The sequence below is a fragment of the Hymenobacter volaticus genome, assembly GCF_022921055.1.
In the GTDB taxonomy this organism is placed as follows: domain Bacteria; phylum Bacteroidota; class Bacteroidia; order Cytophagales; family Hymenobacteraceae; genus Hymenobacter; species Hymenobacter volaticus.
Map to the genome: position 1 here is coordinate 37,252 of NZ_CP095062.1, position 13,728 is coordinate 50,979.

Genomic DNA, 13,728 nt, shown 5'->3' on the forward strand with positions numbered 1-13,728 from the left:
AGGCAGATTAGACGAGGAAATCAGTCCACTTTTTATCGGATTTACCCGAGGCAATTACACTTTCGATGAAAGCCATACCCCGCACGCCTTCAGCAATACTTGGGTAATCTAAGGCTTCGGGCGAGGCAGGTTCGCCGCTTAATTCGGCTTGCAAAGTAAGAGCAAAATTGCGGTAGAGATTGGCAAACGCTTCGAGGTAGCCTTCTGGGTGCCCGGCCGGTGTGCGACTATTATGCTGCGCAAACGAGCTAACGTAGCCGGTGCCAGTCCGCCGAATTTCGGTTGGCTTATCCAGCCATTTCACTTGCAAGGTGTTAGCATCAGCTTGCTGCCATTCTAGGCCTCCTAGCTCGCCATACACCCGGATGCGGATGTTGTTTTCTTCACCCGCAGCAATCTGCGAAGCCGTAAGTACGGCACTGGCTCCATTAGAAAGCTTCAGCAGCACGGACCCATCATCGTCGAGTTGGCGGCCGGCTACCACAATGTTGATGTCAGCGCAGAGCTGAGTGACTTGCAGACCCGTTACGTACTCCAACAAATTGAAGGCGTGCGTGCCGATGTCGCCCATGGAGCCGGCTATACCGCTGCGGGCAGGGTCGGTGCGCCAAGCGGCTTGCTTGTTGTCGCCACCTTCCTCGAAGTTGCTCAGCCAGCCTTGCGGATACTCTACGTACGCCTTCCGGACCTTGCCAATAGTAGCGTTGGCAACTAATTGACGGGCCTCCTTCACCATGGGGTAGCCGGAGTAGGTATGGGTCAAACAAAGCTTTTTGCTGCTGGTGGCGGCTACTTGCTCGAGCTGTTTCGCCTCGGCAAGTGAGAACGTCATCGGCTTGTCGAGGACGACGTGGAAGCCGTTTTCGAGGGCCATTCGGGCGGGCTCGAAGTGCAGGTGGTTGGGCGTCACGATGGTGATGACCTGGACGCGGTCAGCTTCGGGACGCTGCTTTTCTTGTTCAATCAGTTCCTGGTAAGAGGCATATACTCGGTCGGCAGAAAGGCCTAAGCTTACGCCGGTAGCCCGAGATTTTTCGGCGTCGCTGCTAAAGGCGCCGGCCGTTAATTCATACATGCCGTCGAGGGCGGCGGCTAAACGGTGCACGGCTCCAATAAAGGCGCCTTGCCCGCCGCCTATCATGCCCAATCGTAATTTCATGTGTTGAGTTTGTGGTTGATACTCTTATACCTCGAGGCGGGCATTGGCCTCGGCGTAGCTGATTTCTTCGGCGGGTACGGGGGCGTTTTTATCGCGGAACAGTAGCAGGAATACTACCAATACTCCCGCCGCTATAGCTGCTGGAATCAGCCAAATGGTTTGCCAGTCGTGCAGGGTGTCGCTGGTTTTGTGTGCATCCACAATTTGCCCCGAGAGCAACGAGCCGAGCAGCATGCCCACGCCATAGGTGGCAAGGGTGATAAAACCTTGGGCAGCGCTTTTTGACTGCTCGCCCGCTAGGTTGTCGGTGTAAATCTGGCCCGTTACGAAGAAGAAGTCATAGCAGATGCCGTGCAACACGATGCCTACAACCAGCATCCAATACGAGGATTCGCCGTTGCCATAGGCAAAGAACAAGTAGCGAATCACCCACGCCAACATACCGATGGCCAGCATCTTCTTGACGCCCAAGCGAACGAAGAACACGGGAATTAGCAGCATAAACAACACTTCTGATACTTGCCCCAAGCTTTGAATACCAGCTGCTGATTTCATGCCGGACTCATTGAGAAAGGGATTGGTGAAGCCGTAGTAAAAAGAGAGAGGCACACAGATAGCTACCGAAGCCAGAAAGAAAATCAGATACGAGCGGTTTTTTAACAGCCCAATGGCTTCTAGGCCTAGCATGTCGCCGATGCTGCTTTTGCCTTCTTTCTTGATTGGCGGCGTGGGAGGCAAGGTGAAGCTGAATACACCAAGTATTGCCGAGGCAACAGCGGCCATTTTAAACGTAAGCCCCAAAGAGGTTAGGCCGCTAGCGTCTTTTTGCTCCCAATGCAGCCAACCAATAGTAAGGCCGGCGATAATCCAGCCCAGGGTACCTAGTACCCGGATCATAGCAAATTCCTTCTGCGGGTTCTGCATCTGCCGGAAGGAAATGGAATTCACCAAAGCTAGCGTAGGCATGTACAGAATCATGTAAGTAAGGATGCTGGGGTAGAAACTGCTGAAATCAGCGGCCATTGAAGCCCGCCAGAGCAGGGCCGCTCCAGCCAGGTGCAGTACCCCTAAGATCTTTTGAGCCGAGAAGAACCGGTCGGCAATCAGCCCGATAATGAAAGGCGCGACAATAGCCCCAATCGACTGCGTGAGCACCGCCACTCCGACTTGCGTGCCGGTGGTATGCAGGTTTTGCAGCAAGTACGTGCCCAACGTTACAAACCAGGCGCCCCAGATGAAAAACTCCAGGAACATCATCAGGGACAATTTAAAGCGAATGGTAGGACTCATAAGCTAGGATGGGTTGGGCAGTCAGAATGCAGATGATAGAAATGCAGAATGCTTGGTCAGGCGTCTGCTTGCCAGCATCGGTTACGAAGCACAGCAGTGCTAGTATCCGGTGCTGGCAAGCAGACATTAGATCAGGCGCGAAAGGCGAAGCCTTTCATTAGGTTACTATTGAGCTTAAGTAGTAGCCCAAGCGCGGTCGCCTTTTTTGTATGCCACGTCGCCATCGTAGCGGCCAGGAATGGGCAAGTAGCGCAGCGCTTTGGTGGCACCCACCTCGGAGGTGAAATAGCCTAGCAACGTTAGCTCCTTCATCATCCGGAAATACCGGCTTGGGTCGTCTTTACGCTGGTTAGCGGTGAAGGCCCTCTGCTCTTTGTCGCGCGCCGTCAGGAAGGCAGTCCGCTGGGTGGCATCGCACTCCAGGAACGTCTTGCCGTATTGCTTTTTACAATCGTTGTCGAGCTGAGTGAGGCCACTGAGGAACACCTTTTGATCTTCAGGCGTGTAGCAGTCCCGAACCATTACGGCCATGAAGCTGCCTACTTGCGCGGCTTTTGCTCCAGGCGTTTTGGTGGCCGGCAAAATGGTTTCGCCTACCTCATCGAGCAATTGAATCTGTTTTTGATTGAGTATATCCTTAGGTTTCGCGGCTGCTACAGGCTTTTCAGAACCTGTTTGCGCGTCTTTTTTAGCAGGCGAGCTGCAGCTAGTCAGGAAGTAATCGGCACCTATTACGGTGCTGCCCATAATAAGGGCAACTCGAGCGAGGGCGTCTCTGCGGTTCATATCGGTGGGTGCTTAAACGTTCTGTTTTTTCAATTCGCCCACTGCATGATCCACGGCCCGGGCGGTGAGAGCCATATAGGTCAGGGAAGGATTCTGGCAGGCAGCCGACGTCATGGCGGCGCCGTCAGTTACGTACACGTTCGGTGCGTCCCACACTTGGTTGTGTTGGTTGAGCACCGACGTTTTGGGGTCGCGGCCCATGCGAGCAGTACCCATCTCGTGAATGCCACCACCAAGGTTGTAGCCGCCGTTATAGGTCTTCACGTTTTTGAGCCCAGCCTTCTCCAGCATTTCCTGCGCATCATTCATCATGTCGATGCGCATTTTCTGCTCGTTGTCGCGGATGTGGGCATCGATTGCGAGAACTGGGAGGCCCCATTTGTCTTTCTTAGTTTTGTCGAGGGTGACTTGGTTGTCGTGGTAAGGGAGGGTTTCTCCGAAACCAGTCAGGCCCATGCCCCACTGACCGGGCTCGGTCAAAGCATCTTTGAACTCGCCACCAATATTCATTTCGGGGATTTCGCGTGCCCAACCTTCGCGGCCAGCACTGCCTTGGTAACCAAATCCGCGGATATAGTTGCGCTTATCGCCAAACAGGTTGCGGTAGCGCGGCACATAAATGCCGTTGGCCCGGCGCCCGTACACGTATTTGTCTTCGTAGCCTTCTGCTGTGCCACGAGCCCCAGCCCGGAAGTGGTGGTCCATCAGGTTATGACCTAGCTCTCCGCTGCTGCTACCTAAGCCGCCTGGCCAGATGTCAGTAGCCGAGTTCAACAGCACCCAGGCCGAGTTCAGGGCCGAGGCATTCAGAAAAATGACCTTCGCATAATATTCGTAGGTCTGGTTGGTTTCGGCGTCGAGCACCTCTACGCCTTTGGCCCGCTTGGTGTCTTTGTCGTAGAGGATGCGGGTAACAATTGAAAAAGGGCGCAATGTGAGGTTGCCAGTAGCTACCGCTGCCGGCAGAGCCGCCGATTGAGTGCTGTAGTATGCCCCAAACTGGCAGCCGAGCCAGCACTTGTTCCGATACTGGCAGCTTACACGGTTGTTGTGGTTTTGCGTAATGTTGGCGGTGCGGCCAATCACCATGCGCCGATGCTCGTAGTTCTTCTTGATACGAGCCGCCACGTCCTTCTCCACGACGTTCATTTCCATCGGTGGCATGAACTCGCCATCGGGCAGTTGGGGCAGTCCTTCTTTGGATCCGCTAATGCCCACAAACTTCTCAACCTTGCTATACCACGGTGCTAAATCCTTATAGCGTATAGGCCAATCGACAGCAATACCATCTTTTGCATTGGCTTCGAAGTCGTAATCGCTTAGGCGGTACGACTGCCGGCCCCACATCAAGGAGCGGCCTCCTACGTGGTAGCCCCGGAACCAGTCGAAAGGCTTTATCTCCGTGTAGGGGCTTTCCTTTTCGTTGACCCAATAATCGAGGTTGCTTTCGTTGAGGGTGTAGTCGCGGCCGAGCACCGGGTAATCGGCAATCATCTGCTGCGTTTTGCCGCCCCGGTGCGGAAACTCCCACGGGTTTTTGTTGGCGTTTACGTAGTCTTTGATATGCTCGATGTTGCGCCCCCGCTCCAGCATGATAGTTTTCAAGCCTTTCTCGGTTAGCTCTTTAGCAGCCATGCCGCCAGATATACCAGAGCCTATGACAATGGCATCATATGTATTCTTTTCCATGTTATGGAACAGTAAATAAAGGTGGGAATCGGTAATTAGCAAGAAGAGCTGAGCCCGGTTGGCAAGCAGCAAACCAAGGCCACGAAGCCTCGGCGGTTGGTAATGATAATAAATAATTTATCACCCTTAGATTATATTTTTTCTTGGGTTTACCTGGGGCTATGGCACATACGATAAATAAACCTAGCAACTTATTCTGTTCTGCATGTTTTAGCAGTGAGTACTTACTTGTTGATTTCAGACAGTAGTTCTGTTGCTTCCGTGCTATTTCTCTGGTCCTTAGCGGCCTTAGCTAAGGCTTCATTTACCACAAGCAGTGCCTCTTGCTTATTGCCGATTTTGTGCAGCAACTTAGCCCGCGTGCAAAGATTCAAGTAGCTTGGTTCCGCAGCCAAGGCTTGCTTGATTATAGGATCAGCTTGCGCCAAGATCTTTTTGTCTTCCACAAAAGCCGTGACGTACGCTGTTGCTTCATAAAGTGTGAAGTTGTCCTGCGCCGCATATTGCTTTCCGTAGGCCTGAACCGCATTCGTATAAGCCAACCAATCCCGCTGCTGCTTCCCAAGCAAGTACTGAATGTAAGCCAACTCTTTCCACTGAGGAGCGTCTGTTACCTTAGTGCGAGCAATAGCTTGCTGTAGTGACTTAAGAGCCGATAGATCATTTCGCTCACCTATTTCCCCTGCTGCCCTGCCAACGATGTATCGAATTTTCTTGCTCACCTCAGCCTTGCCAAACTTGGGCACAAACGATGATGCGTGAGTTAGAAAGTACTGCGTTGCCGGGGCGTTGAAGCTGGTGTAGGTGCCGAAAATATATTCCTGATTTTTGTCCGAAGTTAGGGTTTCAGGCTTTAAAGTCTGGAAATAGGCCCCGTTCACTTCCTCGAACAACGTATTTTTATCTGTTAAGGCAGGCGCGGTACCAAAGGTGTACAAGAAGTCGGGGCTTCGGTCTCCTTTATCATAGCGCTCCTTAAGCGTGAAAAAGGCCTTTCTCGGGTCGAAAGCATCTTTGCCATCCTGAACAAAGGCAGCCGGCGACTTAAAGCCATTGCTCATGTGCAGCAATTTTCCGTCGGCATCAAAGTACAGATATGAAGGCAATCTCTTGATGTCGTACCGCTTAGCTAGTATAGTTCCCTCCCCTTCATCCACGTTTATTTTGTGGCTTAGAAAGGTGGAAGAGTAATAGCTGCTTACCACTGGCACAGGGAAAACTTCGGTTTCCATGGGCACGCAGTAATGACAACTCGGCGAGCCAGCATACAAGAAAATACTGCGGTGCTCTTTCTTCGCTTGGGCTAATACATCAGCCCAGTTACCACTCACGAAGGCAATCGACCCGTTTTGGGCCTCTGCCAGGACAGTGCTTAATAAAAAAAGGATTCCGAGCCAGTAGCGCATAAGCAAAAGAGAACTGTGCTAAGTAGAGTTAATTGTGCGTTGGTTGACGCTCGACTAACATGACGCTTACCTATTAATTAAAAGCAAAATGGAGGTTGTCAACGCATGTCACTGCTCTACCTCACAAGATGGATGCCTAATATACCAATTCTATATAACATAGAATGGAAATCATTGAGCTTAACTATCATTCATTGAGTGTCTTACCTTGTAATAGTCTAAATAGTCAAGGCGCTATCATTCATGTTATGCAGTCCTAATCGTAGGGGCAACTAACATTAAAAAGGTAGCTAGCGAGTTACTGAATATGTTTTCTGCTGCGTACCAACGCCGGTAATCTTCACCGACTGCCAACCCTTAGGCAAACTGGTTTTGACTTGCCGGATACCGTTGGGTGTAATATCGAGCCCGCCGAAACCCATCAACACGGCTTGCAGTACCCCGCCTGCACCAGTCGCGAAATAAGGATTGGTGCCGCCTTTGGTTTCGGCAATCACCCGGAAGGGTGGCAGCAGGTTGGGTTGATAAGAGTCTTGGAAAAAGTGCCGGGCTTTGTCGCCGTCGCCGAGGCGAGCGTAGAGTAAGGCAAAAATGGCCTGCGTCATGGCGGGGGTGCCTTCGTTGGGGACGCGGGTCTCGTAATAAGTTAGATCTTTTTTGATTTGCGCTGAAGCAGTCACTACGTTCAGCGGGTAAGCCAACAGATTCACGTCTCCTTGCTTAATGCCTTCACCCTTATAGGTAGCGTGTTCCTGAGTTACGCCATCGGGGAAGTGCAGCAGGGGGATGTTCTGAGCCACGTGTTGCCAGTCAGGATTGGCAGGCAAGCCCAAAAGCTTAGCGGCAGCTGTAGCGTTTCGCAGGTTTACTTGAGCAGCCGCGTTGGTGAAGGCATTGTTGTCTACATTCTCGGCCCACTCGTCGGCAGCCACTACATTTTTGATGTCGTAGTGACCGGGACCATTGCGTTCTACCCGGCTCGCCCAAAAATCGGCGGTAGCTGACAGGATGGGCCAGCCTTTCTCCCGCAACCAAGCTTTGTCTTGCGTGACGCAGTAATATTGCCAAGCCGCTAGGGCCACGTCGGCCGTAATGTGGTGCTCAAAGGGGCCGCTCAAGGCCCATACCGGTGTTTCCTCCACGCCCGAATCGGCACTTTCCCAAGGATACATAGCACCTTGGTAGCCGTGGGCAAAAGCATTGTTGCGTGCTGGTGCCAGTCGCCGGAAGCGGTATTCAATTAGTGACTTCGCAATTTCAGGATGCATCACGAGCAGCGCCGGATACATCCACAAGTCGGAATCCCAGAACACGTGCCCGTTGTAGCCCAACCCTGATAAACCCATAGGGGAGGGGGAATAGTCGGTGCCGGCGCAGGAGAAGCTATAGAGGTGATATAGCATGCTGTGTACGTCTTGCTGGGCCTGCGCATCGCCGGTTATTTGTATGTCGCTTTTCCAAAGTTCGTCCCAAGCCTTGGCGTGGAAAGCCAACAGGCGCTGCTTGCCTTCGAGCCGGGCGAAAATGGTTAGGCGCTCGGCTTCATTGAGCGGATCGGCGTGGTGCGCCGAGGTGATGGACGAACCTGCCACCGCGTAGGTGTAACTCTGTCCGGCCTTCAGCGCCTTGCCGAACTTCATTAGGTGCATGTTGCTGTCCCACATTTCGTGAATCACCCGTGGTTCCTGACCGTGCGGCTCGTCGAACAGGAAACTGGTGGAGGCGCATAGTTGCAGCTTGCCGGTTGCGCTCCGGCCCGAGGATGTGAGCAAGCTGAGCGTGGCGTGCGGCCGGTCGATTTCGTTGTAATAGTTCTGTACGTCACGTAGCGCGTCTGGAGCGTCCATTACGCTAGCAGCCGTGAGGCTTACGTCTTTTTTTGCCGTCACCGATACTTCCATCAGCCCAGTGAATGGCAGGTGACGCAACGCATAGTGCGTGTAGGTGATAGTGGCCTTGTCGGCATAGTCGAACGTGGTTGTCAGGGAGGCATGGCGCATGTCCAGCTGTTGCCGGAAGTTGGTAACGTCTTTGCCAGAGAGACGCCTGCCATCCACCTCCAGGTACATGTGCAGTAGGTTGAAACTGTTGAGAAAGTTACTGACCCGCCCCCGCCCGTATTGGTCATAAGCTCCGGCCAGCACCACTGCTTTCACTTGAAACGGCTCCGGCGACGAGACGATACCCAACATACCGTTGGCAACCGTTACGCCGTAATAAGCCGCTGGGTCAACCTTGTCGGCCGTGATACGCCAGGCGTCGGGTGCCTGAGCGGCAGCCGGTTTTGCAGCCGTTAGTAGCAACGCCAAGATGCAGAGGTAAGAGCTTAATCGGGAAAATTTGGTAATTGGCATGGAACGATGAAAGGGTTGATTGTGCCAGCATGGCGGAGGGGCTAGGCGTAAGTTCTTCGCCAGAATAGCTCATTGCAGACTGGGTCGCAGGTAAGCTACTTGCCTTGTTTTCACGGGAGTCACTGAGGTGCTAGGTCATTACACAAACAAGCCGTTGATTGAGTGCTAAAGAGCGGCCAACCAACGGCTTGCTTACTTGCCTACTGAATGTATCTTGGGGTTAGTAGCCCGGATTCTGGGTGATGTTGGAATTGATATCCACTTGCTGCTGCGGCACGGGATAAACTAGGTACTTCGGATTGCTCTCGGGCTTGTCTTTCCGGGCTCGCAAGAAGGTACCGAACCGGATCATATCTTGCCGCCGCCACGACTCACTATAAAGCTCACGGCCTCGCTCATCAAGCAATACGTTGAGGCTAAGTGAGGTCAGGGCGCTAGCTCCGCGTGAGGGATGCGTGCGAAGGGAGTTAACGATGGCAAGCGGCGTAGTTCCATACGTGCCAGCGCTGGTAGCCGTGCCGCCACGCAGAATGGCTTCGGCCTTCATCAGCAGCACATCGGCCAGCCGGAAGGTCACGTGGTCATTGTCGCAGCTGTTGCCGCTATTAAGCTCGCTCGCGTAATCGACGGGGTATTTAATAGGACGGATTCCCTTGGCCTCAAGGTCGGCACCTTTTTCAAAAAGGTTAATGTCTTTGGTAAATACCAGCGGCGCCCCGCCCCGCGTGGTGAGTGGGGCATCGGTGGTAAGATTATACTGTTGACCGACGAGAAAGCCCACATTGATGCGCTTACCGGGATTAGGAGGGCCACCAGCGGTTTCGTAGGCTACCCCGCGGCGCTTGTCGTTGGCCTCGAACAAGTCGTAGAGCTCAGCCGTCGTCGCTGGGCCATTGTAGCCGTTCACGGGTTGCATATTGTAGTGCGACACGAATTTCCACAAGTCGCGCAAAGGCCCGCTGTTACCACGATTATTTTCCTGCGTGAAGATGTTCTCTTTGCCAATCGCTGTGTTATTAGGCGCGAAGTTGTCAAAGTAGTTAGTAGTGAATGAATACTTGCCGCCGTTAATAATCTCGTCGGCCAGCTTAATCACTTGGTTCATGTCGTCCGCCGCGAAGGTTGGGCTCTGGCGGTTGGCGTACACGCCCTTGTTGAGATAGCACTTCATGAGCAGTACCCGGGCCGCATCCTTGTTGGCCTTACCAGCAGGCCCGTCAGGCAGGTCCTTTTGAATTGCGTTAAGCTCACTGACGATAAAGTTCAATGCCTCGGTGCCTTTGCGTACCCTGGCCAGGTTGTTCAGTCGCTCGCCCGGCTCCCGGTACAGCACCTGGTCGTACAGGTCTAGCAGCAGGTACTCAGCCCAGGCCCGCACGAACCGTGACTCCGCCTGCTGTTGCGCCGTAGGATTAAAGCGCAATAGGTCGGTGGAGGCGAATTCGATGCCTTCGAGTTGGTTGAAGGTATCACGCACCCGCTCGTTGTTGCCATCCCAGGTGTGATTGAACAGCTGCCGCCACTTGCCGTTGTCGTCCCAGTCGGGCCCGCGGGTGGGCATGATGCGGGCATCGGTAGATACTTCTTGGAGCGCAAACACGCTCACGTGGCCCTGAATGGGGTCGCGCTGGGCATTGTACACGCCTTGGAGCAGGGCCGCCGGGTCACCCTTCGGAATTTGGTCAGCCGTTAGCTCACCTTGCAGCTTTTCGTCTAGCTCGCAGCCTGTAGTTCCTTGTAGAAGGCCTAACAGGACGAGTGCGTACGCAATCTTATTGTAGTTCATGGTGGGAATGAGTTAGAAATTACAGGCTGAAGTTGACCCCGAGTGTGAAGGTGCGGGCGCTGGGGTAGGCCAAATAGTCAATGCCGACAGAAGGCACTCTGTTGGCCCCTGTTTTTACGGTGTTAACTTCAGGGTCAAATCCATCATAGTCGGTAATAACAAACAGGTTTTGACCCGTTACATACACGCGGGCGCCCTTCATGAAGCCGGCCACGTTGCCTACAGAGTAAGCAAGCGTTAGGTTAGACATCTTCAGGAAGTCACCCTTTTCTAGGTAACGCGAGGAAGCAGACCCCGCGTTACCAACTGCTTCTTTGACCGGATTTTCAAATGTGGAGAGGGCGATGTTTTTGCTGGCACCAATCTGCCCCACGTTGCCTACGGCGTTGAGCGTGTTATTATAAATGTACTGACCAAACGCCCCAGTCAGGTTTGCCACTAAAGAGAGTTTGCTATAGCGAGCGTTTACGCCAAAGCCTAAGAGCGTGCGAGGATTAGGGCTGCCCGCATAGGTTGTCAAATCTCCGTTAGGGTAAATAGATGAACCGCTTTCATCCAAGCCTGCGTATTCCCTCAAAAAGAAAGCGTTGATGGGGTAGCCATTGGTAATAAGCTGCGACGTAGCTCCTGACAACCCCTGCCCATTGATAGCACCCGTGATGATGGCGGGTCCTACCAAATCTTTCACTTCATTGCGAATAAACGTAGCGTTGGCGTTAAAGCTTACTTCGGCTTTCTCGTTGCTCACCAGTGTAGTAGCCAGGGCCATTTCCACGCCCTTATTCACAATTTTGCCGTCGAGATTGTCCCAAAAGATGGCTTGAAACTGAGGTGCAGGCTGGCCTGGAACAGTGGGAAACAGAATATCGGAAGTAGTCTTATTAAAGTAATCGGCCGAGAAGGTGAGGCGATTATTGAATGCCCCGATGTCGATGCCGACGTTGAACTGACGGTCTGACTGCCATTTCAAATTTTCGTTGCGACTGTTAAGGGGACGTTGCTCTCCATTATCGCGTACTTCAAAGCGGTCTTGAGCTGCTCCCGCCGGAAATTCTTGGTTACCGGTTAGGCCATAGCCGGCCCGTAGTTTAAGCTGTGTAAGCTGTTCGGCCGGGAAGAAAGACTCCCGGCTCAAATCCCACGAAGCGGCAAACGAGGGGAAGTAACCCACCCGGTTGTTAGTGCCAAACTTGCTGCTCTCGTCGCGGCGTAGTGTACCAGTCAGTACGTAGCGGTCCTTAAAGTTGAAGATAGCCCGACCGAAATACGACTGCAGCTTATATGTGGGGTCGTTAAACGACCGGATGCTACGGTTGCCGACGGCGGACGTTTGAATGTAGTCGGTGTAGTCAAGACCGAGGCTGCCGAAGCCGCCCGCAGCAGCGTTGCCAAACCCGCTCAGGCTAGAACCCCGATTGATGAAGTTCGTGTACTCGTAGCCTAGCACCGCGTTAAGATTTAGGTCGGTTACAATGGCCTTGTTAAAGTTCAGCGTGTGAGCAATTTGCTGCGTGGACAATTCGCTGTTGCTGATAGCAGCAAAACCCTGGTTTTCGATGCCATTATAGTTAATCAGGCGTTGGTCGATAGATGTGCGCCGCTCACCGCTGTTGTAGTTCACGCTTAACAGCAGGCGGTAATTGAGCCAGTCGGCAAACTTATAAGAGGGTGCTATACTGGCCAGCACGGTGTTGACCCGCGAGTTGTCATCGTAAAGCTCCTGAGCAGCGAGGGGGTTGACCACGTCGCCGGCCTGAATGAAGAGCGAGCCATCGGCGTTACGCAGGGGCTGGGTCGGGTTCCACTGCAAGGCCTGCCCAATAAGGCTGCCCTTGGAGCCGGCATCGGTTGTAATGTTAGCCAGCTTTTCCTTAAACTGACTCGTGGAGATATTTACATCCACACCCAGCTTCTTGCTTTCTAGAAATTGAAGGTTAGTCGAGAGATTGGCGCTATACTTTTTAAAACCAGTTTTGCGCACAATACCATCTTGGTCGAGGTAGCCCAGCGAGAGGCGATAGCGGCCGGTTTCGCCACCGCCGCTCATCGACACGTTGTAGTTCTGAAAGTAGCCGGTGCGCAGAATCTCATCCAGAGCATCCACGTCGCCGCCTTTGTCAGCACTTGTAGGCCCGCTGGTGGGAAGCCCATAGTAGGCAAGTGCCTCACGATACTGGCCAGCGTCAAGGTATTTTGGGCGACGCAGCAGCGTCGAGAAGCCGGTCGAGGCCCCGACGTTGAGCACCGGAGCGCCCGCATTGCCTTTCTTGGTAGTAATAAGCACTACGCCGAAGGCTGCCCGTGAGCCGTAGATAGCTGTGGCCGAAGCATCCTTGAGCACGGTGAAGGTTTCAATGTCGTCGGGGTTGAGGAAGTTAAGGGGGTTGCTATCGGCACCCGCTCCTATTTCCGTACCAGCGGCTTGAGTACCAGCAGCTCCTAGGCCGGGCCGGGCTGTGCGGCCATCAAGTGGCACGCCATCCACCACGTATAGTGGTTGACCTGTGCCCGTCACGGCCGAGTTGCCCCGGATGCGGATGCTGGACGGTCCACCTGGCTGACCACTATTGTTGCTTACCTGTACCCCTGATACCCGTCCTTGTAGCAGCTGATCCGGTGAGGTGAAGGTGCCCCGGTTAAAGTCCTTCTCGCCAATTACCGCAACGGCGCCTGTTACGTCCTGCTTGCGGGCAGTACCGTAACCGACAACCACTACATCGCCGAGGGCTTGGGTATTCTCCTGAAGTGTTACCTGCACTGAGGTTTTGTCGGTAATGCTTACCTGCTGAGAGGTGAAGCCTACGTACGAGATAGTCAGTGTAGTGGCAGAAGCAGGTGCTTGCAGTTCGAAACCGCCGTCGGCTCCGGTGCTGGCGCCAACTGTAGTGCCCGTCACGACCACCGTTACCCCAGGCAGGGGGTTAGATTTTGCGTCAACTACCTTACCGGTAATAGCTCGGGTGCCTTGAGCTTGGCTAAGTAAAGGCATGAGGATGAGCAGCATGCTGAACGCCAATAGCTTGAACAGCGCGGGTGGGATGCCGCCCGCCCGTATGGGGTCCACTGCTCATACGATTTGTGCCGTTTGTACCAGTTGTTGGTCATGAGTGAAAAATTAAATGGTGGGAAATTTGAAAGGCACTTTACTCGAACTATCTCAGCGTAAAGCTTTGCGAGAACTAAAGTCGCAGTGGCAGCGGACCGCTTGAGGGTAAGAATTGAGAATATTTAGAGGTAGCATCAACACCCTGAAACTTT

The 13,728-nt window shown here is 53.4% G+C and carries 8 protein-coding genes; all 8 read right to left on the bottom strand.

Annotated elements, in window-relative coordinates; genetic code table 11:
* Positions 1–7 precede the first annotated feature (7 nt).
* On the bottom strand, positions 8–1,159 hold the full coding sequence (locus MUN86_RS23385; protein ID WP_245126089.1) for a Gfo/Idh/MocA family protein: 1,152 nt from the start codon (positions 1,157–1,159) through the stop codon (positions 8–10).
* 24 nt (positions 1,160–1,183) lie between these two features.
* Positions 1,184–2,449, bottom strand: coding sequence for a nucleoside permease (locus MUN86_RS23390; protein ID WP_245126091.1), 1,266 nt, complete (start codon positions 2,447–2,449; stop codon positions 1,184–1,186).
* A 174-nt stretch (positions 2,450–2,623) separates the two neighbouring features.
* A complete protein-coding gene (locus tag MUN86_RS23395; protein WP_245126093.1) occupies positions 2,624–3,235 on the bottom strand; it encodes a gluconate 2-dehydrogenase subunit 3 family protein in 612 nt (203 codons plus the stop codon).
* Positions 3,236–3,247: 12 nt separating this feature from the next.
* Positions 3,248–4,924, bottom strand: a complete 1,677-nt coding sequence (locus MUN86_RS23400) for a GMC oxidoreductase (RefSeq protein ID WP_245126095.1) — start codon at positions 4,922–4,924, stop codon at positions 3,248–3,250.
* A 224-nt stretch (positions 4,925–5,148) separates the two neighbouring features.
* Positions 5,149–6,330, bottom strand: a complete 1,182-nt coding sequence (locus MUN86_RS23405) for a thioredoxin family protein (RefSeq protein WP_245126097.1) — start codon at positions 6,328–6,330, stop codon at positions 5,149–5,151.
* Positions 6,331–6,620: 290 nt separating this feature from the next.
* Positions 6,621–8,684 (bottom strand): kojibiose hydrolase, encoded by a 2,064-nt coding sequence (locus MUN86_RS23410; RefSeq protein WP_375379512.1) that lies wholly within the window; start codon positions 8,682–8,684, stop codon positions 6,621–6,623.
* 220 nt (positions 8,685–8,904) lie between these two features.
* Positions 8,905–10,470: a RagB/SusD family nutrient uptake outer membrane protein gene (locus MUN86_RS23415; RefSeq protein ID WP_245126099.1), complete on the bottom strand. Its 1,566-nt coding sequence runs from the start codon at positions 10,468–10,470 to the stop codon at positions 8,905–8,907.
* A 19-nt stretch (positions 10,471–10,489) separates the two neighbouring features.
* Positions 10,490–13,534: a SusC/RagA family TonB-linked outer membrane protein gene (locus MUN86_RS23420; protein ID WP_245126101.1), complete on the bottom strand. Its 3,045-nt coding sequence runs from the start codon at positions 13,532–13,534 to the stop codon at positions 10,490–10,492.
* Between the last annotated feature and the right edge of the window lie 194 nt (positions 13,535–13,728).